At 63.8% G+C, this 24087-nt stretch carries 21 protein-coding genes; 17 read left to right on the top strand and 4 right to left on the bottom strand.

Going from position 1 to position 24087, the window contains the following annotated elements:
• Positions 1 to 68: 68 nt before the first annotated feature.
• A complete protein-coding gene (bioA, locus tag DWB85_RS03335; RefSeq protein ID WP_117952794.1) occupies positions 69 to 1364 on the bottom strand; it encodes an adenosylmethionine--8-amino-7-oxononanoate transaminase in 1296 nt (431 codons plus the stop codon).
• Complete coding sequence (locus DWB85_RS03330) at positions 1361 to 1996, bottom strand: arylesterase (protein ID WP_117952793.1); 636 nt, start codon at positions 1994 to 1996, stop codon at positions 1361 to 1363. The genes bioA and DWB85_RS03330 overlap by 4 nt, the downstream gene beginning before the upstream one ends.
• Between DWB85_RS03330 and DWB85_RS03325 the strand changes: the two genes are divergently transcribed.
• Both DWB85_RS03325 and DWB85_RS03320 read left to right on the top strand, forming a co-directional pair.
• On the top strand, positions 1995 to 2657 hold the full coding sequence (locus DWB85_RS03325) for an ABC transporter ATP-binding protein (protein ID WP_117952792.1): 663 nt from the start codon (positions 1995 to 1997) through the stop codon (positions 2655 to 2657). The two genes, DWB85_RS03330 and DWB85_RS03325, sit on opposite strands and share 2 nt — an antisense overlap.
• Before the next feature lie 3 nt (positions 2658 to 2660).
• Complete coding sequence (locus tag DWB85_RS03320) at positions 2661 to 5135, top strand: ABC transporter permease (RefSeq protein ID WP_338055629.1); 2475 nt, start codon at positions 2661 to 2663, stop codon at positions 5133 to 5135.
• Here DWB85_RS03320 and DWB85_RS03315 read toward each other — a convergent pair.
• Both DWB85_RS03315 and DWB85_RS03310 read right to left on the bottom strand, forming a co-directional pair.
• On the bottom strand, positions 5132 to 5788 hold the full coding sequence (locus DWB85_RS03315) for a TetR/AcrR family transcriptional regulator (RefSeq protein WP_117952790.1): 657 nt from the start codon (positions 5786 to 5788) through the stop codon (positions 5132 to 5134). The genes DWB85_RS03320 and DWB85_RS03315 overlap by 4 nt on opposite strands.
• Before the next feature lie 96 nt (positions 5789 to 5884).
• Entirely contained in the window at positions 5885 to 6865 is a 981-nt protein-coding gene (locus DWB85_RS03310) for a malate dehydrogenase (RefSeq protein WP_117952789.1), read from the bottom strand.
• Between the two features lie 239 nt (positions 6866 to 7104).
• On the opposite strand from DWB85_RS03310, the gene ttcA reads away from it, so the two are divergent.
• From ttcA to DWB85_RS03235, 15 genes are all read left to right on the top strand, one after another.
• On the top strand, positions 7105 to 7950 hold the full coding sequence (gene ttcA, locus DWB85_RS03305; protein WP_117952788.1) for a tRNA 2-thiocytidine(32) synthetase TtcA: 846 nt from the start codon (positions 7105 to 7107) through the stop codon (positions 7948 to 7950).
• 23 nt (positions 7951 to 7973) lie between these two features.
• Positions 7974 to 8564, top strand: a complete 591-nt coding sequence (gene ccmA, locus DWB85_RS03300) for a cytochrome c biogenesis heme-transporting ATPase CcmA (RefSeq protein WP_117952787.1) — start codon at positions 7974 to 7976, stop codon at positions 8562 to 8564.
• Positions 8561 to 9247, top strand: coding sequence for a heme exporter protein CcmB (gene ccmB / locus DWB85_RS03295; RefSeq protein WP_117952786.1), 687 nt, complete (start codon positions 8561 to 8563; stop codon positions 9245 to 9247). The genes ccmA and ccmB overlap by 4 nt, the downstream gene beginning before the upstream one ends.
• Positions 9248 to 9325: 78 nt before the next feature.
• Positions 9326 to 10069 carry a heme ABC transporter permease gene (locus DWB85_RS03290; RefSeq protein WP_117952785.1) on the top strand — a complete coding sequence of 248 codons (744 nt, stop codon included), beginning with the start codon at positions 9326 to 9328 and terminating at the stop codon, positions 10067 to 10069.
• On the top strand, positions 10069 to 10281 hold the full coding sequence (gene ccmD / locus DWB85_RS03285) for a heme exporter protein CcmD (protein ID WP_117952784.1): 213 nt from the start codon (positions 10069 to 10071) through the stop codon (positions 10279 to 10281). Before DWB85_RS03290 ends, ccmD begins: the two co-directional genes overlap by 1 nt.
• Positions 10265 to 10714: a cytochrome c maturation protein CcmE gene (gene ccmE, locus DWB85_RS03280; protein ID WP_117952783.1), complete on the top strand. Its 450-nt coding sequence runs from the start codon at positions 10265 to 10267 to the stop codon at positions 10712 to 10714. Before ccmD ends, ccmE begins: the two co-directional genes overlap by 17 nt.
• Complete coding sequence (locus DWB85_RS03275) at positions 10711 to 12687, top strand: heme lyase CcmF/NrfE family subunit (protein ID WP_117952782.1); 1977 nt, start codon at positions 10711 to 10713, stop codon at positions 12685 to 12687. The genes ccmE and DWB85_RS03275 overlap by 4 nt, the downstream gene beginning before the upstream one ends.
• Positions 12677 to 13216 (top strand): DsbE family thiol:disulfide interchange protein, encoded by a 540-nt coding sequence (locus DWB85_RS03270; RefSeq protein ID WP_117952781.1) that lies wholly within the window; start codon positions 12677 to 12679, stop codon positions 13214 to 13216. Before DWB85_RS03275 ends, DWB85_RS03270 begins: the two co-directional genes overlap by 11 nt.
• Positions 13216 to 13677 (top strand): cytochrome c-type biogenesis protein, encoded by a 462-nt coding sequence (locus DWB85_RS03265; RefSeq protein WP_117952780.1) that lies wholly within the window; start codon positions 13216 to 13218, stop codon positions 13675 to 13677. Before DWB85_RS03270 ends, DWB85_RS03265 begins: the two co-directional genes overlap by 1 nt.
• Positions 13674 to 14897 carry a c-type cytochrome biogenesis protein CcmI gene (gene ccmI, locus DWB85_RS03260; RefSeq protein ID WP_117952779.1) on the top strand — a complete coding sequence of 408 codons (1224 nt, stop codon included), beginning with the start codon at positions 13674 to 13676 and terminating at the stop codon, positions 14895 to 14897. Before DWB85_RS03265 ends, ccmI begins: the two co-directional genes overlap by 4 nt.
• A 160-nt stretch (positions 14898 to 15057) precedes the next feature.
• Positions 15058 to 18555 carry a chromosome segregation protein SMC gene (gene smc, locus DWB85_RS03255; protein WP_117952778.1) on the top strand — a complete coding sequence of 1166 codons (3498 nt, stop codon included), beginning with the start codon at positions 15058 to 15060 and terminating at the stop codon, positions 18553 to 18555.
• A 12-nt stretch (positions 18556 to 18567) separates the two neighbouring features.
• Positions 18568 to 19461, top strand: a complete 894-nt coding sequence (gene zipA / locus DWB85_RS03250) for a cell division protein ZipA (protein ID WP_117952777.1) — start codon at positions 18568 to 18570, stop codon at positions 19459 to 19461.
• Positions 19462 to 19475: 14 nt separating this feature from the next.
• Positions 19476 to 21509, top strand: coding sequence for an NAD-dependent DNA ligase LigA (ligA, locus tag DWB85_RS03245; RefSeq protein ID WP_117952776.1), 2034 nt, complete (start codon positions 19476 to 19478; stop codon positions 21507 to 21509).
• Positions 21506 to 22117, top strand: coding sequence for a transglycosylase SLT domain-containing protein (locus tag DWB85_RS03240; protein ID WP_162845987.1), 612 nt, complete (start codon positions 21506 to 21508; stop codon positions 22115 to 22117). The genes ligA and DWB85_RS03240 overlap by 4 nt, the downstream gene beginning before the upstream one ends.
• A 186-nt stretch (positions 22118 to 22303) precedes the next feature.
• Entirely contained in the window at positions 22304 to 24085 is a 1782-nt protein-coding gene (locus DWB85_RS03235) for an FAD-dependent oxidoreductase (protein WP_117952775.1), read from the top strand.
• Positions 24086 to 24087: the final 2 nt, after the last annotated feature.

The following is a 24087-nucleotide window of genomic DNA, read 5'->3' as shown; positions in this document are numbered from 1 at the left end:
CTGGCTAGGCCACTATATATTAGGTCGAACCGCCATGTACAACCTTGAGTGCGGCATCGAGTCGGGCCCTAAAGTGCCGCGACCACCTCAACCATGGCACCGGTCAGGGTCGCCACATCCTGCTGGCCCATGATGTAGGGCGGCATGGTGTAGACCAGTTTGCCGAAAGGGCGGACCCAGACGCCGCGCTCGACGAACATCGGTTGCACCTTTGCCATATCCACCGCTGCATCGAGTTCGATCACCCCGATTGCGCCCAGGGTGCGCACATCCCTGACCCCGGGAAGTTTGCGTGCCGGACTGAGGCCCTCCTCCAGTTGCAGGTTCAGCCGCTGCACGGTGCGCGTCCAGGGCTGCGACAGCAGCAACTCGATGCTGGCGTTTGCGGTGGCGCAGGCCAGGGGGTTGGCCATGAAGGTGGGGCCGTGCATGAAGGCGCGGGCTTCACTGTGGTTGATTATTTTAGCAATATCCGTAGTACACAGGGTGGCGGCCAGGGTCATGTAACCGCCGGTGAGGGCCTTGCCGAGGCAGAGTATGTCGGGCGTGACCTTCGCATGCTCGAGGGCGAACAGCTTGCCGGTGCGGCCAAAGCCGGTGGCGATTTCATCGAATATCAGCAGTACATCGAATGCATCGCACAGGGCGCGCAACTTGCGCAGGTAGTCGGGTGAATAGAAGCGCATGCCGCCGGCGCCCTGGACCACCGGTTCGACAATGACCGCGGCAATCTCGCGGTGACGCCGGCTCAGCAGGTCGGCCATTTCGGTCATCGCGCTTTCCGGGCAGGGGCCGTCGAAGGAGCAATCCGGGGCACTGACAAAGTGCTGCTTGCTGAGCACATCGCCAAACAGGTGGTGCATGCCGGTCACCGGGTCGCAGACCGACATGGCACCGAAGGTATCACCGTGATAGCCGCTGCGCAGGGCAACTATTTTCTGTTTTTCGGACTTGCCGCAGGCCTGCCAGTACTGGATGGCCATCTTCAGGGCGACCTCCACGGCGACCGACCCGGAGTCGCTGAAGAACACCCGTGACAGGGGTTCCGGGGTCAGCCTAACCAGTGATTGGGCGAGTTTTACCGCCGCCGGATGCGTCAGCCCGCCGAACATGACGTGGGACATCTTGCCCAGCTGTTCCTGCACGGCGCGGTTGAGCAGGGGGTGGTTGTAGCCGTGAATAGCGCACCACCAGGAGGCCATGCCGTCGATCAACTCGCGGCCGTCGGCCAGGGTCAGCCTGACGCCCCGGGCGCTGGTGACCGGGTAAACATCGCCGGTGGGCGGCGACGCGGCGTAGGGGTGCCAGACGTGGTCGCGGTCACCTTGCTGCAGTTCCTGCCAGAGCGTGTTAGCGGTGGTCATTGCAAGGCCTTTTCGATATAGGGGTAAAGGTTGTCGAGGAGTATGGGCTGGGCTTCCAGCGTGGGGTGGATACCGTCAGCCTGCATCAAGCCCGGCTCGGTGGCAATGTTTTCCAGGATGAACGGGGCGAGAATACTCTCGGTAGCCTGCGCCACCAGGCCAAAGCTGGCGTAAAAACTATCGGCGTAGCGACTGCCGTAGTTGGGGGGAATCCGCATCGCGGCGATAATCACCCTGGCGCCCGCCACCTGGCTGCGCTGCGCCAGTTGCTGCAGGTTATCGCGAAAGCGCTTGATCGGGAAACCGCGCAGGCCGTCATTGCCTCCGAGCTCGATCAGCACGACCGATGGCTGGTATTGCTGCAGCAACTTGTCGATCCGGCGCAGGGCGCCATCAGTGGTTTCCCCGGAAATGCTGGCGTTGACCACACTGTAGTCGGGGTAAGACCCGGCCATTCGACCCGCCAGCAGGGCCACCCAGCCTTTGTCCAGCGACATACCATAGGCCGCGCTGATACTATCCCCGACGACGAGGAGCGTATTCGCCCGTGCCGGATTGCTGGTGACCAGGACCAGCAACAGCAATCCAAGCGGCGTGAATGCACGTAACAGGCGGTAAAGGGAAAACTGCATGATAAAAGCCGAAAATCTCCAGAAACGGGTGCCCATGGGCGGCAGTGAGCTGGAGATACTGAAAGGGATTACGCTGGAAATCAAGTCGGGGCAGACGGTGGCGATCGTCGGCGCCTCGGGATCCGGCAAGTCGACCCTGCTGGGCCTGCTGGCGGGGCTGGACGAGGCCAGCGCTGGCCGGGTCGTTATCGGTGACACCGACCTGGGCCAGCTGGATGAGGATGGCAGGGCATTGTTCCGCGGCCGGGAGATCGGTTTCGTGTTCCAGTCTTTCCAGCTGTTGCCGGCGCTGACTGCGCTGGAGAACGTGATGCTGCCGCTGGAACTGATGGGCCGGGACAATCCTCGCCAGGAGGCGGAGCGGTACCTGCAGCGGGTGGAACTGGCGCAGCGCCTGCAGCACTACCCGCGGCAGATGTCCGGTGGCGAGCAGCAGCGGGTGGCCATTGCCCGGGCGTTTGCCGCCCGTCCGGCCATCCTGTTCGCCGACGAACCCACCGGTAACCTCGATACCCGCACCGGTGCCCACATCATTGACCTCTTGTTTGGCCTCAACCGCGAGGAGGGGACCACCCTGGTGCTGGTCACCCACGACCTCAACCTGGCAGAGCGCTGCCAGCGCCGGCTGGTGCTGGAAGCCGGCGAACTGGTAGAGGGCTGACCGGTGTCGGTAACTGCAACGCGCATGCTGGCCCGTGACTGGCGCGGCGGCGAACTGGGCATACTGGTGATGGCGCTGGTGCTTGCCGTGGGGGTGGTCTCGGGAATCAGCGCCTTCACCACCAGGCTGCAGAGCGCCCTGGAACAGGAGAGCCACCGCTTTCTCGCCGCTGACCTGGTGGTGCGCAGCAGTCATGAAATGCCCGCCGAGTGGCTGCAGGAGGCGCAGGACGCCGGCCTGGCCACCGCCACCACCCTGGCGTTTCCGTCTATGGTCTATGCCGCCGGAGACAGCATGCAGCTGGTTTCGGTGAAGGCCGTCTCGCCCGCCTATCCGCTGCGCGGTGAACTCAGCTTCAGCAGAGAGCCATTCGCCGAGCCCCGCAAGGTGCCGGCCGGCCCCGGTCCGGGGGAGGTCTGGCTGGATTCAAGGTTGTTCCCGCTGCTGGACGTGGCCGTGGACAGTACGGTGACCGTCGGCGACGCCCGTTTCCGGGTCAGCGGCGCAGTGCGCGCCGAGCCCGACCAGGCTGCCGGCATGTACGGCTACGGCCCGCGCCTGCTGATGAATTATGCTGACATTACCGCGACCGGGGTGGTCCAGCCCGGAAGCAGGGTCGAATTCCGACAGCTTTACGCGGGTGAGGAGACCGTGCTGCTACAGCACCGGGCGCGCCTGGAAGCACAGCTGCAGCCGGGACAGCGGCTGCTGGATATTGACCAGGGCCAGCCGGGTATCGGCAGGGCCCTGCAGCGGGCGGAGAGTTTCCTGCTGCTGGCGGGCAGTCTCGGGGTGGTTCTCGCCGGGGTGGCCATCGCCCTTGCGGCGGGCCGCTTCAGCGAACGCCACAATGATTACGTGGCGATCATGAAGAGCCTGGGCGCCACCGCCGCCACCATCAATTTGCTCTACGGGCGCAGCCTGCTGTTGCTGGGAGTAGTGGCCACGGTGCTCGGTTGCCTGCTCGGCTGGGCCATCCAGGCGCTGTTTTTCAGCGTGTTTGCCGACCAGTTGCCGGTACAGCCAGGCGCCGCGGGCGCCAGGCCCTACCTGATCGGCAGCGCCACCGCACTGACCTGCCTGGTGTGTTTTGCCTGGCCGCCGCTGCGCCGGCTCAGCCTGGCCAGCCCGCTGCGGGTATTGCGCCGGGATCTGCCCCTGGAAACCCGCCGCTCCATCGGCGACTACCTGGTGGGGTTGCTGGCGGTGAGCGCCCTGATGCTGTGGTATTCCGGTGACTGGAAGTTGACCGCTGCCGTGCTCGCGGGCCTGGCTATCACGGTCGGCCTGGGCATGGTGCTGGCGCTGACCCTCCTCAAGGGCGGGCGCATGGTGGGCATGAGCGCGGGCAGCATCTGGCGGCTGGCCCTGGCCGGTTTGCAGCGCCGGGGGGCCGCCAACGCCCTGCAGGTGGTTATTTTCGCCATGGCCATCATGCTGCTGCTGGTACTGGTGCTGGTGCGCACCTCGCTGATAGACGAGTGGCAGACCCAGCTGCCGGCGGATGCCCCCAACCACTTCATGATTAACATCGGCCCCGGGGAACTGCAGTCGGTAGAGCAGATGCTGCGGGAAGAGGGCGTCCCCAGCGAGGCCCTGTACCCGATGATTCGTGGCCGGATCATGGCCGTTAACGACCAGCCGCTGCCCACTCGCGAGGTGGTGGAAGACGGGCCACGGCAGCGGGAGACCAATTTCACCTGGTCCAGCCGGCTGCCCACGGGCAATAAACTGGTGGCGGGCCAGTGGTGGCCGGAGGGCACTACTGAGGCGCTGGTTTCGGTAGAGCGCGAATTCGCCGAGCGGATGGAACTGGATGTGGGTGACAGGGTGTCTTTCCTGGTGGGGGCGCAGCCGCTGGAGGCGACGGTGGCCAGTATCAGGGAGCTGGACTGGCAATCCATGCGACCCAACTTCTTCCTGGTGTTTCCACCGCAGTTGCTGGCTGACTATCCCGCGACCTTCATGACCAGTTTTCACCTGGCGGCGGACAACAAGGTCTTCCTCAACCGCTTCATCCGCAGTTTTCCGACCGTGACGGTGATTGAAATGGACCTGGTGATCGACCAGATTCGCAGTATCGTCAACCAGGTGTCAGCGGCGGTGGAACTGGTGTTGGCAATCATCCTCGCCACCGGCGCCCTGGTGCTGGTGGCGGGCGTGCAGGCCAGCGTCGACGCCCGCATGCACGAGAGTTCCATCCTGCGGGCGCTGGGTGCCCGCCGGCAACTGATTTTAGGTGGCCTGCTGATAGAGTTTGCCACCCTGGGACTGTTCGCCGGAGTGCTGGCCACCGTGGCGGCGGAACTCTCCGTTGCCATCCTGCAGCTGTTCGTGCTGGATATGAATTACAGTTTGTCGCCCTGGCTGTGGCCCCTGGGCCTGCTGGTGGGCACCGTGCTCATCGCCGGTCTCGGGGTTTACAGCTGCCGGCGGGTGGTATCCAGCCCGCCGGTGGTGTTGCTGCGGGAAATCTAGCCGTCGACGCTGACGGTCGGCCGCGGCCGGTAGTTATCGCTGCTGATACCGGCGATGAAGGTCCGCACCCCGAGTTCAACCTGCGTCTTGAGGTCGATATGGCGCACGAACAGCTCGGGCGCATCGACCCGCAAGGTCGCCAGACCGTAGATGCCCGACCAGCCGGCGTTGGTGAGGTAGGTGGTATTTTCCTGGTCAGTGTACAGCCCCTGGTCGATTCCCCGCTGCAGGATCTGCTGGACCAGGCTCAGCGTCTCCCGGCTGGCCTCGCGCAATTCCGGGTAGCGGGCCGCCGGTTGCACCGCGGGCCCGAACATCAGCTTGAACATGGCCGGGTTATTGGCCGCATAGTCCACGTAGGCATGGGCAAAGGCCAGCAGCTGGTCGGTGGGGCAGTCACCGGCGTTGTCACCGGCAAGCTTCAGCGCCTGGTAGAGCTCCCGGTAGCCGCGGGTGGCCATCGCCGCCAGCAATTCGCCCTTGTCGGCGAAGTGGCGATAGGGTGCGGTCTGGGAAACGCCGATGGCGCGGGCCAGCGCTCGCAGGCTGAGGTCCTCGGCACCGGTCTCGCGCAGTTCGGCAATCGCTGTATCCAGCAGTTCTGCACGCAGGTTGCCGTGGTGGTAGGTCTTATTGCCAGCATTATCAGTCATGGTTTGGCATTACAGCAGGAATCTCCGCCCGGGTCCAACCGGGCGAAAAAAAAGCGCCGCGGTGAATCCGGGGCGCTTTCTGTAGCTGGGTGGCGTTTATGGCAGCAGGTGCTGCACCGCGTCGCGCTCCTCTACCAGCTCCTGCTCGGTCGCGCTCATCTTGGCCTGGCTGAACTCGCCAACTTCGACACCCTGGACAATGCTCCAGTCGCCGTTGTCACAGCGGCAGGGGAATGAGTAGATCAGGCCCTCGGTAATGCCGTAGGAGCCGTCGGAGTACACGCCCATGGATACCCAGTCGTCACCCTCGGTGCCCAGCGCCCAGGAGCGCATGTGGTCGATGGCGGCGTTGGCTGCGGAGGCAGCGGAGGAGGCGCCGCGTGCCTTGATGATAGCGGCGCCGCGCTGCTGGACCACGGGGATGAACTCGTCCTCGTACCACTCCTGGTCCACCAGGCTAATGGCGGAATCGCCGGCCACTTTGGTATTGAACAGGTCGGGGTACTGGGTGGCGGAGTGGTTGCCCCAGATGGTCATGTTGCTGACATCGTTGACTGTCTTGCCGGTTTTCTGGGCGATCTGGGTCATGGCGCGATTGTGATCCAGGCGGGTCATCGCAGTGAAGTTGCGGGGATCGATGTCCGGCGCGTTGCGCTGGGTGATCAGCGCGTTGGTGTTGGCCGGGTTGCCCACCACCAGCACCTTGATGTCGCGGCTGGCGTTGTCATTAATGGCCTTGCCCTGGACCGAGAAGATGGCGGCGTTGGCCTCCAGCAGGTCCTTGCGCTCCATGCCGGGGCCACGGGGGCGGGCCCCAACCAGCAGCGCGTAGTCGGCGTCCTTGAAGCCCACATTGGGGTCATCGGTGCAGACAATGTCGTTCAACAGCGGGAAGGCGCAGTCTTCCAGTTCCATTTTAACGCCCTGCAGCGCTTCCATGGCAGGAGTGATATCCAGCAGTTGCAGAATAACGGGCTGGTCGTCGCCCAGCATGGAGCCGGAGGCGATGCGGAAAAGCAGCGCGTAGCCAATCTGGCCCGCGGCGCCGGTCACGGTCACGCGTACAGGTGTTTTCATCGGGATGCTGTCCTCGCAGATGTTGGGATGGGGTGTTCAGGGGCGCGTATTTTGGTTCTATTGGCCACAAAATACAAGGCACCTTCGACTATGGTCGGGATGGGTTTGGCGAATGGACGCTATGTTTTTTCGTTGGCCGGGCCGGGTGGGCAGGAAGTGAATTAGCTCAGGAAGCGGTGGACGGGCAGCCCTGCCTGCGAGTAAAATGCGCGCCAAATCAAGCACTAACGGCCATTATTGTGCGCGAGTTATCACGCAAGGAAAAAACCGAGTTCAACAAGTTGCAGAAGCGGCTGCGGCGCAACGTGGGTAACGCCATCGTCGATTACAACATGATCGAGGAAGGCGACAAGGTCATGGTGTGCCTGTCCGGGGGCAAGGACTCCTACGCCATGCTGGACGTGCTGCTCAACCTGCAGCACTCGGCGCCGGTGAACTTCGAGCTGGTGGCGGTGAACCTGGACCAGAAGCAGCCCGGCTTTCCCGAGCACGTGTTGCCGGACTACCTGGACGCCCTGGCGGTGCCCTATTACATCCTGGAAAAGGACACTTACAGCATCGTCAAGGAAGTGGTGCCCGAGGGCAAGACCACCTGCGGCCTGTGCTCGCGCCTGCGCCGCGGCAGCCTGTATGGCTTCGCCCGGGACATCGGGGCGAGCAAGATCGCCCTGGGTCACCACCGGGACGATATCGTCGAAACCCTGTTCCTCAATATGTTCTTCAATGGCAGCCTCAAGGCCATGCCGCCCAAGTTGCTGTCCGATGACAGGAAGAATGTGGTCATCCGGCCGCTGGCTTACTGCAAGGAAAAGGACCTGGCGGCCTATGCGGATTACAAGGCCTTCCCGATCATCCCCTGCAACCTGTGCGGCTCCCAGGAGAATCTGCAGCGGGTGCAGGTGAAAAAGATGCTGGCCCAGTGGGAGCGGGAGTACCCCGGTCGCACCGAGACTATTTTCCGCAGCATCCGCAATGTGGCTCCCTCGCAACTGGCCGATGGTGAGCTGTTCGATTTCACCAGCCTGCGGGCGGAGCAGGTCGATACCGACCTTCATATCCCCGTGGTCAACGTGGTGAACCTCTGACCAACCGATCCCAGAGCGCGCCCCTGCTGGCAGCCGACAACCTCTCGCTGGAGCGCGGGGGGCGGCAGCTGTTCCAGGGGCTGTCGTTCGAGGTCTTTGGCGGGCAGCTGGTGCAGGTCGAGGGCGCCAACGGCGCCGGCAAAACCAGCCTGATCCGGATTCTCGCCGGACTCTCGCGCTATGGCTTTGAGGGCCGTGTTGTCCGCGCCGCCGCCATGCTCTACCTGGGGCACCACAGCGCGGTTAAAGCCATGCTGACCCCGCGGGAGAACCTCGCCTGGCATGTGTCGGGGGAGGGGCTGTTCGACAATAGCCAGATCGAGGAGGCGCTGGCCAGGGTAGGGCTTTACGGTTACGAGGACGTGCCCAGTCACGCCCTGTCCGCCGGCCAGCATCGCCGGGTCAACCTGGCCCGGCTCTACCTGTCGCAGTCACCGCTGTGGTTACTGGACGAGCCCTTCACCGCGATCGATGTGAAAGGCGTGCGTGAACTGGAGTCCCTGTTCGCCGCCCATGCCGGCGGGGGCGGGGCGGTGCTGCTCACCTCGCACCAGGCGCTGGCGGTGGATTACCCGATCTCCCGGCTCAACCTTGGCACGGGAATCGTCGGGTGAACGCGCCGTCGACCGGGGAGTTCTGCCTGCGCCTGCTGCGGCGCCAGCTGGTGCTGGCCATCCGCCGGCCGGTAGAGATCGGCAACCCGCTGCTGTTCTTTGCCATGGTGGTGGCCCTGTTTCCCCTGGGGCTGGGTCCGGAACCCGACAAGCTGGCCGATTTCGCCCCGGGTATCCTGTGGATTATTGCTCTGCTGTCCAACCTGCTGACCTCTGACGGGGTGTTTCGCAGTGATTTCGATGATGGCAGTCTCGAACAGCTGTTGCTGGCGCCCCAGCCGCTGTACCTGTCGGTGCTGTCCTATGTTGTCGCTCACTGGCTGGTGACCGGGGTGTTGCTGGCGCTGGTCTCGCCGCTGTTCGCCGTCATGCTCAACCTGCCGGCGGCCGGTATTGGTGCGCTGTTGGCCAGCCTGCTGCTGGGCACAGCGGTGCTCAGCCTGGTGGGCGCCATCGGCGCTGCCCTGACCGTGGGCCTCAAGCGCGGCGGCATGCTGATCTCACTGCTGATCCTGCCGCTTTATATGCCGGTACTGATTTTTGGCAGCGCTGCGGTCAAGGCGGCGGTTATCGGTGCGTCGGCGGGGCCCTACCTGGCGATTCTCGGCGCCATGCTGTCCCTGGCGATCGCCCTGGCGCCGGTGGCAACCGCCGCCGGCCTGCGGATTAGCGTTGATGCCTGAGAATAACTTGACCTGGGTCAGGCGAGATTGGGACAAGCGCTTGTTCGTCCCCCGGGCGCCTGTATAATTGCCGCCGCTATGTGGACCTTCTTCCATAAACTCGGTTCCCCGCCCTGGCTTTACGGGATCTCCGGAACCATTCTTCGCTACCTGTTGCCGCTGACCCTGCTGGCCTTGTTGGCGGGTATGGTCTGGGGCGTGCTGTTCACCGCCCCCGATTTCCGCCAGGGCAACAGCTATCGCATCATTTATATCCACGTGCCGGCAGCGGTGGTCGCTCTGGCCGGCTATTACGTGATGGCGATTGCCGGGGCCGTCAGCCTGATCTGGAAAATGAAAATGGCGGATGTGGCGATGAAATCCTGTGCCCCGATCGGCGCGGCGCTGACCTTCGTCGCCCTGGTCACCGGCGCCATCTGGGGCAAGCCCACCTGGGGCACCTGGTGGGTGTGGGATGCCCGTATCACCTCGATGCTGATCCTGCTATTTCTCTACCTGGGTGTGGTCGCCCTCTACGAGGCCTATGACAACAAGGAGGCGGCGGCGAAAGCCTGCGCCGTGCTCAGCCTGGTGGGTACGGTCAATATCCCCATCATCTACAAGTCGGTGGACTGGTGGTACAGCCTGCACCAGCCGGCATCGATCAAGTTTACCGGCGAATCGACCATCGACCCCAGCATGCTGTATCCGCTGCTGTTGATGATTGCCGCCTTTTACCTGATGTTCACCTGCGCGCTGCTGATGAACATGCGTGCCGAACTGCTGGAGCGCGAGCGGCGCACCAAGTGGGTACGCAAACTGGTTCTGGGGGAGCGGGGCTGATGTATTTCGACAGCCTGCAGGCGCTGCTGTACATGGACGGCCACGGCCCCTACGTCTGGGCCGCCTACCTGATCACCGTGCTGGTGATCCTGCTGGTCCTGCTGGCGCCGTTACGTCGCCGGACGCGCTTTATTAACCAGGCGCGAGGGGAACTTCGCCGGACTGCCGGTGCTCTAAATGTCGAGGGGGAATCCAATGCATCCAGTTCGTAAACAGCGGCTTTACCTGGTCCTGTTCATCGTTGTTTTTTCCAGCGCCGCGGTCGGCCTGGTGACCTATGGCCTGCGCGGTAATATCAACCTGTTCTTCCCACCCGCGGAGGTGGCTGCGGGCGAGGCGCCGGTGGGGCAGCCGATTCGGGTTGGCGGCATGGTGGTCGACGGCAGCGTCGAGCGCTCCGACAACAGCCTGGCCGTGCGTTTTGAGCTCACCGATTATGAAGCCACCGTGGCGGTGGTCTACGAGGGCATTCTTCCCGACCTGTTTGACGAGGGCCAGGGTGCGGTTGCCTCGGGCAAGCTGGGGGAGGATGGCATCCTGCAGGCGACCGAAGTGCTGGCCAAACACGACGAGAACTACATGCCGCCAGAAGTGGCGGACGCCCTGGAGAAGTCCGGCTATGACCACAAGGGTGTGAAACAGTGATCCCGGAGATAGGTCACTTTGCCCTCATTCTCGGCCTGGCCCTGGCCCTGGTATTGACCATCGTGCCAGCCTGGGGCGCCTGGCAGCGCAACGTATCGGCCATGTCCCTGGCCCCCGGCCTCTCCCTGGGCATGCTGGGGATGGTATTCATCAGCTTTGTCTGCCTCTGTACGGCGTTCCTGCAGGACGATTTTTCGGTGACCGTGGTCGCCAATAACAGCAATTCCCTGCTGCCGCCGATTTACAAGTTTTCCGCCGTGTGGGGCAACCACGAGGGCTCCCTGCTGTTGTGGGGCCTGATCCTGTGCCTGTGGACCGCCGCGGTGGCGCTGTTCAGCTCCCAGCTGCCGCTGCTGGTGCTGGCCCGGGTACTGTCGGTGATGGGGGCCATATCCGTCGGTTTCCTGTCGTTTTCGCTGTTGACCTCCAACCCCTTTGCCCGCCTGCTACCGAGCGTCCCGGTTGACGGCAACGACCTCAATCCGCTGCTGCAGGACCCCGGGCTGATCATTCATCCCCCCCTGCTGTATATGGGCTATGTCGGCTTTTCCGTGGCCTTCGCCTTTGCCATTGCCGCCCTGCTGGGCGGCAGGCTCGACGCCTCCTGGGCGCGCTGGTCGCGGCCCTGGACCAACGTGGCCTGGGCCTTTCTCAGCCTCGGCATCATGCTGGGCAGCTGGTGGGCCTACTATGAACTGGGCTGGGGCGGCTGGTGGTTCTGGGACCCGGTTGAGAACGCCTCGTTCATGCCCTGGCTGGCGGGCACGGCGCTGCTGCATTCGCTGGCGGTGACCGAAAAGCGCGGCCTGTTCAAGAGCTGGACCGTGCTGCTGGCGATTTTTGCCTTTTCCCTCAGCCTGCTGGGCACCTTTATGGTTCGCTCCGGCGTGCTGACGTCGGTGCATGCCTTCGCCACCGACCCGGCGCGGGGTATGTTCATCCTGATTTTCCTGGCCATTGTGGTCGGGGGCTCCCTCACGCTGTATGCCCTGCGCGCACCGGCGGTGAGCAGTCGGGTGAGTTTCTCCTGGCTGTCGCGTGAATCGCTGCTGCTGCTCAATAACGTGGTGTTCCTGGTCGCGACCCTGACGGTGCTGTTCGGCACCCTGTTCCCGCTGATCATGGATGCCCTGGGCCAGGGCAAGTACTCGGTGGGACCGCCGTACTTCAATGCCGTGTTTGTGCCGCTGATGGCACTGCTGGCGCCCTTCATGGGAATCGCGCCAATCTCCCGCTGGAAACGGGACAGCGGCCAGCGCTGGAAGGCTGAGTTGCTGGTGCCGGGCATCGTCGCGCTGGTGTGCGCGCTGACCCTGCCGCTGTTCGGTGCGGAGTACAACCTGTGGGTGGCGCTGGCGGTGTTGCTGGCCGCCTGGGTGGTGCTGGGCATGGCCCGGGATGCCTGGTTCAGGATTGGCGGTCGCAGCGGTGCTGGTGGTGGCCTCAAACGGCTGACCCCCAGCTACTGGGGCATGGTACTGGGGCACCTCGGCTTTGCCGCCTGCGTGGTCGGGGTGGTCGCCACCAGCCAGTACAGCATAGAGCACGACCTGAAAATGAGCCCCGGTGACCGGGAAACCCTGGCGGGTTACGAATACCGCTTTATCGAAGTGGCCCAGGTTCGCGGTCCTAATTTTGTCGCCGACGAGGCGCGCTTCGAGGTGTACCGGGAGGGCCGGAAGATCGCCGAGCTGGCACCGCAGAAGCGCCGCTACCTCGCCGGCGGTTCAATAATGACCGAGGCCGCCATCGATCCGGGGCTGTTCCGCGACCTGTACATCGCCATGGGCGAGCCCATCGGTGAGCAGGGTGCCTGGGCAATCCGCCTGCATTACAAGCCCATGGTGCGCTGGATGTGGCTGGGGGCGATATTCATGGGGCTGGCCGGGTTTGTCACGGTAATGGACAAACGCTATCGCAGCCAGTCCCGCCGCGCGGCGGTACCGGCAAAGGGTGCGCAGTATGCCAGCTAGGCTGAAGCTGTTCCTGCCGCTGATCCTGTTCGTCGTCCTGGCCCTGTTCCTGATGCGCGGCCTGTCGCTGGACCCGAAAGAGCTACCCTCGGCACTGATCGACAGGCCCTTTCCCGCATTCACGCTGCCGGCCCTGGGCCGTGAGGAAGTGCTGGACAAGGACGCGGTAACCGGTGAGGTGGCGCTGTTCAATGTCTGGGCGACCTGGTGCGTATCCTGCCGGGTAGAGCACCCCTACCTGACCGAACTGGCGGAGCAGGGCGTGGCCATTTACGGTATCAATTACAAGGACGACGATGCGGCTGCCCTCGGCTGGTTGCGGGACCTCGGTGACCCCTATGTGGCCAGTATCGCCGACCGTCAGGGTACGCTGGGGCTGGACCTGGGGGTCTACGGTGCCCCTGAGACCTACCTGGTGGATGCCAGCGGTCTGGTGCGCTACCGCCACGTGGGCGTGGTCGACGAGCGGGTCTGGACCACCATCCTGCAGCCCCTGTACCAGCAATTGCAGCAGGGAGAGGCCAACTGATGAGACGCTTGTTGCCACTGTTGTTGCTGCTGGCGCTGCCGGCGCTGGCGGTGATCGAGACCTACCAGTTCAGTGACCCGGCGCTGCAGCAGCGCTACCAGGCGCTGAGCGAGGAGTTGCGCTGCCCCAAGTGCCAGAACCAGAACATTGCCGACTCCAACGCGCCTATTTCCCAGGATCTCCGGCGCCTGCTGTACGAGCAGCTGGAAGCGGGCGCTACCGACGATGAAATCCGCCAGTATATGGTCGATCGCTATGGCGAGTTTGTCAGCTACCGGCCCCGGTTCTCCGGCGCCACCGCCATGCTCTGGCTGGCCCCCTTGCTGTTGCTCGCCCTCGGCCTCGCCATTGTGGTAATGACCCTGCGTGGGCGCAGGAAAGACAGCGCCGGAGTCGCCCTGAGCGATGAGGAGCAGCAGCGCCTGCAGGCACTGATGGAAAAGGCGAAACAAGACCAGTGACCCTACTTATTATCGCCTGTGCAGCGCTGTTGCTGTTCAGTGCACTGTTTTATATCCGGCCCCTGTCCCGCCACGACGGTGTCAGCGAACAGGACCTCGCCGAAGCCAACCTGCAGTGGTATCGCCAGCGGCAGCAGGAACTCGACAACGAGGGCGATGAGGCGCTGGCCGAGGATGCGCGCCTGCGCCTGCTGGAGGACGAGGAGGGCGTGGTGCCGCCGGCTCACACGCCAGGCGCCAGCCGCAGCGGCTTCCCCGCCTGGATCCTGGTCCCGCTTATCAGCCTGTTCGCCATCGTCCTCTACTATCGCCTGGGTGCCGCCCCGGATGTGTTGATTGCCCGCCAGTTGCAGTCCCTGGACGATAGCAGCACGCCCCAGGAGATGGATGCGCTGATGCTGGCGATCGAGGAACGCGCCGGGCAACGTCCGGACAATCTGCACTACGTGGCCATGCTGGGGCGTTACTATATGGGCCTGCAGGATTACGCCCGCGCCGCCGAGGCCTACGACGAGCTGATCAGCGCTGCGCCCGAGGATGCGGCGGCACTGGCCTATGCCGCCCAGGCCCGGTATCTCGCCGCTGGCAGACAACTGAATGACAGCGCCCGCATGCGGGCGGAGCAGGCCCTGGCCATCGACCCGCACCAGCGCACGGCCCTGGGCCTGCTGGGCATGGCGTCCTTCGAGCAGGGTCAGTACCGGGCCGCGGTCGAGTACTGGCAGCGCCTGGTGGCGATGGAACCGCCGGGATCCGAAACCCGGCAAATGATATCCGGCATTATTGCCACCGCCCTGGAACGGCTGGGGGAGGCGCCGGCAATGGCCGCCGGCGATAGCGAGCCCGCAGCCGGGCCGGCTGCCGACGAGGCCGGAGCCGGGGTTACCGTGTCGGTGGCGCTGCCCGAGGGCGGCCAGGTGGCGCCCGGTGACACGGTGTTCGTGCTGGCGCGGAATGCCGCCAGCGACAGCCGCATGCCAATTGCCGTGCAGCGTCTGCGCGGTGCCGACCTGCCGGCCACCCTGCGCCTCGATGATAGCAAGTCCATGGCCGGGCAAAAACTGTCGGAGACAGCCTCGGTCATGGTCGTGGTGCAGGTCTCGCCCGGCGGCCAGCCCGGGGAGGCCAATAGCAGCTGGCTGGGACAGGCGGGCCCGCTGGCCCCCGGCGACTCGGTCGAGCCGGTGCAGATCGTCCTCAGCCCCACCGCTGGAAGCTAGGCTCCCGGCGCTAAAGTTGGCGCTTTTTTGGCTCAGGGCGTAGTGTCACCCGATCAAAGTCTATACACTATATCTTGTGTTTCCGGGTTGGGGTGATTTCTGGGTTTTACCCGGTAATTCCTATAAAAAACAGCAAGATAAAGCGGGCAATTAAAGTTCAATGAGACTAAAGTCAATCAAGCTGGCGGGTTTCAAGTCTTTCGTCGACCCGACGACAGTCAACTTCCCCAGCAATATGTGCGCTGTAGTCGGCCCCAACGGCTGCGGAAAATCCAATGTCATCGACGCCGTGCGCTGGGTCATGGGCGAGAGTTCCGCCAAAAACCTGCGCGGCGAGTCCATGACCGACGTGATCTTCAACGGCTCGGTGAACCGCCAGCCTGTTGGCCAGGCCGCCATCGAGCTGGTATTCGATAACCACGATGGCGGTGTTGGCGGTGAATACGCCAGCTACGCGGAAATTTCCATCAAGCGCCAGGTGTCCCGCGAGGGGCAATCCGAATATTTCCTCAACGGCACCAGGTGCCGGCGCCGGGATATCACCGATATCTTCCTCGGTACCGGTCTCGGCCCCCGCAGCTACGCCATTATCGAGCAGGGCATGATCTCCCGGCTGATCGAGTCCAAGCCCGAGGAGCTGCGCGTGTTCATCGAGGAAGCCGCCGGTATTTCCAAGTACAAGGAGCGGCGCAAGGAAACCGAGAGCCGGATGCGCCGCACCCTGGATAACCTGGAGCGGCTCACCGACCTGCGCGAAGAGCTGGACCGGCAGCTGCAGCATTTGCAGCGTCAGGCGCAGGCTGCGGAGAAGTACAGAGAGTACAAGGCAGAAGAGCGCCGCTACAAGGGTCAGCTGCAGGCACTGCAGTGGCGCGAGCTGGACCAGCAGGTCAGGGCCGCCAGCCAGGCCATCGCCGAGCTGGAAGTCAAGCTGGAGTCGGTGCACGCGGAACACCAGCAGGTGGACACCGCGATCGAGCAGCACCGGGTGGAGCACAGCGACCGCAACGACAGTTTCAACAAGGTACAGGCGACCTATTACTCCCTGGGGTCGGAAGTGGCCCGCATCGAGCAGACCATCAAGCACCAGCAGGAACGCAGCAGGCAGCTGTCCGAGGACCTGGCGCAAACCCTCGCATCGCTGGAGCAGGCCGAAAGCCATCTGGGCGATGACCGGGACAAGCTGGTGAGCTGGGAGCAGGAGGTGGAAACCCTGGCCCCGGAGCTGGAGATGCTGCAGGAGGTGGAAGAGGCTTCCGCCGAGGCCCTGGTGCAGGCCGAGGAGGCCATGCACGACTGGCAGAACCGGTGGGATGAGTTTAACCACCATGCTGCCCAGCCGCGGCAGCAGGCCGAGGTACAGCAGTCCCGTATCCAGCACCTGGAGCAGGTGCTGCAGCGCAGCCAGGGCCGCATCCGCCAGCTCGAGGAAGAGCAGGCGGCACTTGCGCCAGGCCCTGATGACGGCGAAATGGAAACCCTGGGTGAGCAACTGGCCGAGATCGAGCTGCTCATGGCGGAGCACGAGTCCAGTGCCGAATCCCTGGTCGACGAGGTGTCCGCCACCCGCGAACGCAATAGCCAGCTGTCCACGGCACTCAATGACGTGCGCTCCACCCTGCAGCAACTGCGTGGCCGCCAGGCCTCCCTGGAAGCCCTGCAACAGGCCGCGATGGACGATGGCAGCGCCGGGGTGGGGGACTGGCTGCAGGCGCAGCAGGTCGCCGATAAACCGCGCCTGCTGGAGCAGCTGCAGGTCGACGACGGCTGGCAGCTGGCGGTGGAAACCGTGCTCGGGGACTACCTGCAGGCGGTCTGTGTGGATGACCTCGGCCCGCTGGGCGAAATGCTGGGCAGCCTCGAGCAGGGCCAGCTGGCGCTGGTTGAGGGCGGTGCGGAAGCCCCGCTGGCGGACGACTTCCTGGCGGCCAAAGTGCGCAGCCAGGGCCATGCCGCGGTGCTGTTGAACGGCGTCCGGGTAGCTGACGACCTGACCCAGGCCATGACCCGGCGCAGCTCGCTGGCGGACGGCGAATCCATTATCACCCGTGAGGGGGTCTGGCTGGGGCGCAACTGGTTGCGGGTTACCCGCCTGGCGGACCAGCAGGGCGGTGTGATCAAGCGCCAGCAGGAGCTGGAGCAGCTGGAGCAGGCGCTGGCGTCCAGTGTTGAGCGGGAACAACAGCTGGAAGAGGAGCTGGCGGCAAGCCAGGAGCGCTTGAGCCAGCTGGAGGAACAGCGCCAGGTGGCCCAGCGCGAACTGCAGGCCGCTACCCGCCAGCATGCCGACGCCAGTGCCCAGCTGTCGGCACTGCAGGCCAAGGTAGAGCAGATCGCCGCTCGCCGTGAACGCCTCGGCAGCGATATCGCGGAAGCCCGGGAGCAATTCCAGCAGGAACAGGAATCCATCGCCGAGGCCAGGCAGTTGCTGTCCGAAGCCATCGAGGGCATGGAGTCCGACTCCCAGCGCCGCGAGGACCTGCTGTCGGTGCGCGACGAAACCCGCGGCACCCTGGACAGCTGCCGGCAGAAAGCCCGTCACGACAAGGACGCCTCCCACCAGGCGGCCATGCGCTACCAGTCGCTACAAACCCAGCTGGGCTCCATCCGCCAGTCCATCGAGCGCACCAACAGCCAGGTAGCGCAGATGCGCGAGCGCCGGGAGAACCTGCAGCGCAGCATGGCCGATAACGACAACCCGCTGGATCACCTGCAACAGGAACTGGAGCAGCAGCTGGAATTGCGCCTGGTGGCCGAGGGCGAACTCAGCGAGGCCCGCCAGGCGGTAGCCGAGGTCGAGCACCAGCTGCGTCAATGCGAGCAGCAGCGGGCGGGCATCGAGCACCGCGCCGAATCTGTGCGCAGCGAGCTGGAACAACAGCGGATCAGCAACCAGACCCTGCAGGTGCAGCGCGAGAACGTCCAGCGGCAGTTGCAGGAAGGCGAGCAGGACCTGGAGGCGGTATTGGGCACCATGCCTGAGGAAGCCTCCGAACACGAGTGGCAACGGCAGCTGGAAAAGATTGCCAGCCGTATTGCCCGGCTGGGGCCGATCAACCTCGCGGCCATCGACGAATACAACCTCCAGTCGGAACGAAAAAACTACCTCGATTCCCAGAACGAGGATCTGGAAACGGCGCTCAACACCCTGGAGAGCGCCATCCGCAAGATCGACAAGGAAACCCGCAACCGCTTCCAGGAAACCTTCGACAAGGTGAATAACGGCCTGCAGGAACTGTTTCCGCGGGTGTTCGGCGGTGGTAGCGCCTACCTGGAAATGACGGGCGACGATTTGCTCGACACCGGTATCGCCATCATGGCTCGACCTCCGGGCAAGAAAAACAGTACCATTCACCTGTTGTCCGGTGGCGAGAAGGCCTTGACGGCGATTGCCCTGGTATTCTCCATCTTCCAGCTCAACCCGGCGCCGTTCTGTATGCTGGACGAGGTGGACGCGCCGCTGGACGACGCCAACACCGGCCGCTATGCGCGGATGGTGAAGGAAATGTCCGAGAAGGTGCAGTTTATTTTCATTACCCACAACAAGATCACCATGGAACAGGCGGATCAGTTAATGGGCGTAACCATGCATGAGCCGGGCGTGTCGCGCCTGGTAACTGTAGATGTCGAAGAAGCGGCAGAACTGGCGGCGAGCTGATAGGTCCTGGCAATGGCAGAGTTAACCATACGCGACTGGATGGTCATAATCGGGGTACTGCTGATCATGGCGGTGCTGCTTGATGCCTGGCGACGGGTGCGCAGTGACAAGTACTCCCGGGTCAAGGTAAAACTGTCCACCTCCGGGGAGCGCAATGTCAGTGAGGGCGACGAGGACCTGCAGTGGCTCAAGGAGCTGCCCAATGGCGGCGCCCGCACCGTGAAGCGCGGCGACCTGCTGCGCGCGGCCGGTCACAAGGAGCAGACCGCGGCCGCCGATGCGGCCCCGGAGCTGGCAGACGATAGCCCCGACGACAGCGATCAGGCCGAAGTGGCCCCGGATACGGTAACCGCCGGTATGTCCGCCGCGGGCGACAGCCCGGAAAACCTCGACTGGCTGGACGGCATGGGCGCCGATCGCGATACAGAGCCCCGGCCCGATCCTGCAGCGCCCGGACGCCTGCCCCGTGATATCGACCCGGAAGTGTTCATGTTCAACGTGGTCGCCCGGGATGCCCGGGGTTTCAAGGGCGAGGACATCCTCCACATCCTGCTGGCCTGCGACCTGCGCTTTGGCGATATGAACTTTTTCCATCGCCATGAGTTCGAGGCGGGCAAGGGCGCGATTCAGTTCAGCGTGGCCAATATGATGCAGCCTGGCGTGTTCGATATCGATAATATGGCCGACTTCAACACCCCTGGGCTGGTGTTTTTCCTGACCCTGCCCGGGCCCGAAGACATGATGAAAGCCTTTGATTACATGCTGGAAACAGCCCAGGCGGTGGCTCGTAACCTGGGCGGCGACGTGCTCGACGAATCCCGCAGCGTGCTGACCAGGCAAACCCTCGAGCACTGCCGCCAGCAAATCCGTGACCTGGAGCGCCGCCTGCTGGCGCAAACCCGCTAAGCCCAGCTACAGCCATGTCCGATGCTGCTCTCCAGGCCGAAGTCCTGCGGTTGCGCGAGCAACTGCGGGAGTGGAATTACCGCTACTACGTGCTGGACGACCCCAGCGTTCCCGATGCAGAGTATGACCGCTGCCTGCGCCAGTTGCAGGAGATCGAAGCCCGTCACCCGGAACTGGTAAGCGCGGATTCACCCACCCAGCGGATCGGCGCACAACCCCTGGAACAATTCCGCCAGGTGGCGCACGAAGTCCCGATGCTGTCCCTGGATAACGCCTTTGATGCCGGCGAGCTGGAAAGTTTCGACCGCCGCGTGCGGGAGCGGCTCAAGGCCGTCGATACCCCGATAGAGTACTGCTGTGAACCCAAGCTCGACGGCATCGCGGTCAGCCTGCTGTATCGCCATGGCGCGCTGGAGCGGGGCGCCACCCGCGGAGATGGCACTACCGGCGAGGACATTACCCACAACGTGCGCACCGTTCCCTCCATTCCCCTGCAGCTGCGCGGCGAGGGCTACCCGGCGGTGCTCGAGGTCAGGGGCGAGATTTACATGCCCCGCGCTGGCTTCGAGGAACTCAACCTGCGGGCGCGGGAAGAGGGCAGCAAGCCGTTTGTAAACCCCCGTAACGCCGCCGCCGGCAGTTTGCGCCAGCTCGACGCCCGCATTACCGCCCGGCGCCCGCTGCAGATGTGCTGTTACAGCGTCGGTTTGGTGGCGGATGGCGAGCTGCCGGGCGAGCAATTTGCGGTGCTCGACCGCCTGCACGATTGGGGCCTGCGGATTAACAGCGAGTCCAGGGTGGTCACCGGCATAGCTGCCTGTGAGGCGTATTACAGTGATATCGCCGGACGCCGCGATACACTGCCCTACGATATCGATGGCATCGTCTACAAGGTGAATCGCCTGGACCTGCAGCGCAAACTCGGTTTTGTGTCCCGTGCGCCGCGCTGGGCGATCGCCCGCAAGTTCCCGGCCCAGGAAGAAATGACCCGTGTGGTCGGCGTCGAATTCCAGGTCGGCCGCACCGGGGCGATCACGCCGGTGGCGCGGCTGGAGCCGGTGTTTGTCGGTGGGGTCACAGTGAGCAACGCCACCCTGCACAACAGCGACGAGGTCGAGCGCCTGGGTGTGATGATTGGCGACACGGTCATCGTGCGCCGGGCCGGCGATGTAATCCCCCAGGTGGTGTCGGTGGTTAGCGACCGGCGACCGCCGGACGCGAAGCCGGTGGTATTTCCCGGCAGGTGCCCGGTGTGCGGTTCCGTTACCGAGCGCGCCGCCGACGAGGCGGTGCTGCGCTGCATGGGCGGACTGGTGTGCGCGGCGCAGCAAAAGGCGGCGATCAAGCATTTTGTCTCCCGCCGGGCCATGGATATCGACGGCCTCGGCGACAAGCTGGTGGAGCAACTGGTGGATCGGGCACTGGTAGAGAATGTCGCCGGGCTATACCGGCTGGAGAGAGAGCAGCTGCTCGGGCTGGAGCGCATGGGCGAGAAGTCAGTGAGTAAGCTGTTACAGTCCATAGAGAACAGCAAGAGCACGACCCTGCCGCGGTTTATTTTCGCCCTGGGTATCCGCGAGGTGGGAGAGGCCACGGCACTGAATCTCGCCCGGCACTTTGGCAGCTGGGAAGCGCTGGTGGCGGCCAGTGAAGAAAAGCTGCTGGAAGTCGATGACGTGGGTCCGGTGGTGGCGGATCACCTGCGTCAGTTTTTTGATTCCGAGGCGGGCATGTCTATCGCCCAGTCCCTGCGGGACCAGGGGGTGTCCTGGCCGGATATCGAGGTGGTGGAGCAGGAAGAGCTGCCGTTGGCTGGCCAGACCTGGGTTGTTACCGGCAAGCTGGAAGTCATGGGCCGTAACGAGGCCAAGGCGGCGCTGCAGATGCTGGGGGCAAAGGTGGCCGGCAGCGTGTCCGCCAAAACCAGCTGTGTGGTTGCCGGGCCCGGGGCAGGGTCCAAGCTGGCCAGGGCCACGGAACTGGGTATCGAGGTCATCGATGAAGCCACCTTTGTGGCCCTGCTGGAGAGTCACGGGGTGGATGCGTGAACCGCTGGAAGCCGCTCGCGCTGGCGATACTCTTGCCGGGCCTTGTCGGCTGTACCACCTCGCCCCCGTCGAACGTCAATGACCTCTGTGACATTTTCAAAGAGAAGAGGCGCTGGTACGGCGACGCCGATGATGCCCGCAGTACCTGGGGCAGCCCCATTCCGGTAATGATGGCCATCATGCACCAGGAATCACGCTACCAGGCCAGGGCCAAACCGCCACGGAAGAAGATCTTCGGTTTTATTCCCGGGCCCCGGCCCTCTGACGCCTACGGTTACAGCCAGGCCAAGAAATCCACGTGGAAGGAATACAAGCGCAGCGCCGGCAATTATGGCGCCGACCGCGACGACTTTGGCGATGCCATCGATTTCATCGGCTGGTATAACCACCAGTCCAACCGGCGCAACGGTATTGCCAAGGGTGACACCTATCGCCTTTATCTCGCCTATCACGAGGGTCAGGGCGGCTATCAACGCGGCACTTACAAATCCAAGAAGTGGCTGACTGACGTTGCCCGCAAGGTCGAGCGCCGGGCTGGCAGTTACCGGCAACAGTTGAACAGCTGCGAACAAGACCTGGACAAGGGCGGCTGGTTTTTCGGCTGGTGAGCACTTCGGGGACCGTCCGGTTCGCGAGTCATTGCTAACTTGCTGCATAAAAGTGGCATAAGCATCGGGAAGGTAACGGTTTTTGTACCGGACCCGTAATGCATTGGCCGCCCACATGTGCCACAATTCTGCTGTTTGCGCCCACGCTCAAGGGCGCTGCCCGAAACTTGAATAACGAGTCCTGATGTGAAACCGACCGATATTAAAGATCCCGAGTACTTCCACAAGGTAGTCGACTGCCAGTACGCCTGTCCCGCGCACACGCCCGTTCCCGAATACATACGCCTGATCGCGGCAGAGCGCTACACCGAGGCCTACATGATCAATTGGCAGTCCAATGTGTTCCCGGGAATACTGGGCCGCACCTGTGACCGCCCCTGCGAACCGGCCTGCCGCCGGGGCAGGCTAGAGGGTGACGACGAGGAACCGGTAGCCATCTGCCGGCTCAAGCGGGTCGCCGCGGACAACAAGCAGGATATCAGCGACCAGCTGCCGGCCATCCCGAAGCAGAAAAACGGCAAGCGCATCGCCCTGATCGGCGCCGGCCCCGCCTCGCTGACGGTGGCGCGTGACCTGGCGCCCCTGGGATACATCATCGATGTATACGACAACCAGTTCGCTGGCGGTGGCATGATGCGCAGCCAGATTCCGTCTTTCCGCCTGCCCCTCGAGGTGCTTGACGAGGAAGTGAACTACATCCTGGATATGGGCATCAATACCACCTTCGACATCGAGGTCGAGAGCCTGCAGGAAATTCTCGACAAGGGCTATGATGCGGTATTTGTCGGCACTGGAGCCCCGCGCGGTAAGGGCCTGAACCTGCCGGGCCTCGAGGACGTCGCCGACCAGGTCCACCTGGGTATCGACTGGCTGGCGAGTGTGGCCTTTGAACACACCGACAAGATCGAGAAAAAGGTGCTGGTGCTCGGTGGCGGCAACACTGCCATGGATTGCTGCCGCACCTCCAGACGTCTCGGTGGCGAGGATGTCCGGGTTGTGGTCCGCAGCCCGTTTGAGGACATGAAAGCCTCGCCCTGGGAGAAGGAGGATGCCATGCACGAGGGTATCCCCATTTACAACAACCACGTACCCAAGGAGTTTGTGGTCGAGGACGGCGAACTCAAGGGTATGCACTTCGAGAAAGTGGAGGCCCGGTACGACGCGGACGGCAAGCGTTCCCTGGTGCCCACCGGCGAACCGCTGGTGTTCATGGAAGCTGACGTGGTGCTGATGGCGATTGGCCAGGAGAATGCCTTCCCGTGGATTGAGCGCGACCTGGGCATAGAGTTCGACAAGTGGGACATGCCGGTGGTGGACGAGACCACCTTCCAGTCGACCAATGAGAAAGTGTTCTTCGGCGGCGACGCTGCTTTCGGCCCGGAAAACGTCATTACCGCGGTGGCTCATGGCCACCAGGCCGCGATCAGCATAGACCTGCTGTGCCGCGGCGAGTCCGTTGCCGAGCGGCCCGCGCCGGGTGTCACCCTGGCCAGCCAGAAGATGGGGGTTCACGAGTGGAGCTACGACAACGCCGTGGCAGCGGACCAGCGTTACATCGTGCCGCTGGCGCCGCTGGAGAAAACCCTGGCGGATCGCAAGATGGAAGTGGAACTGGGCTTTGACCATGCCACTGCCTACAAGGAGGCGGAACGCTGCCTCAATTGCGATGTGCAGACCGTGTTCGAGGAAGCGCGCTGCATCGAGTGCGATGCCTGCGTGGATATCTGCCCGACTGACTGTATTACCTTCACCGCCAACGCCGAAGAGGAGCAGTTGCGTGCCAGCCTGTCGGCGCCGGCGGGTAACATTGCCCAGGACCTGTACGTGTCCCAGGACCTGCCCACTGCGCGGGTGATGGTCAAGGACGAGAATGTCTGCCTGCACTGCGGGCTCTGTGCCGAGCGTTGCCCGACCTCGGCCTGGGACATGCAGAAATTCCTTTACAACGTCACCAAGGCGGGCCAGTAACC

The sequence above is a fragment of the Seongchinamella sediminis genome (assembly GCF_003457605.1).
In the GTDB taxonomy this organism is placed as follows: domain Bacteria; phylum Pseudomonadota; class Gammaproteobacteria; order Pseudomonadales; family Halieaceae; genus Halioglobus; species Halioglobus sediminis.
This window is presented reverse-complemented; position numbering and strand designations above follow the sequence as displayed.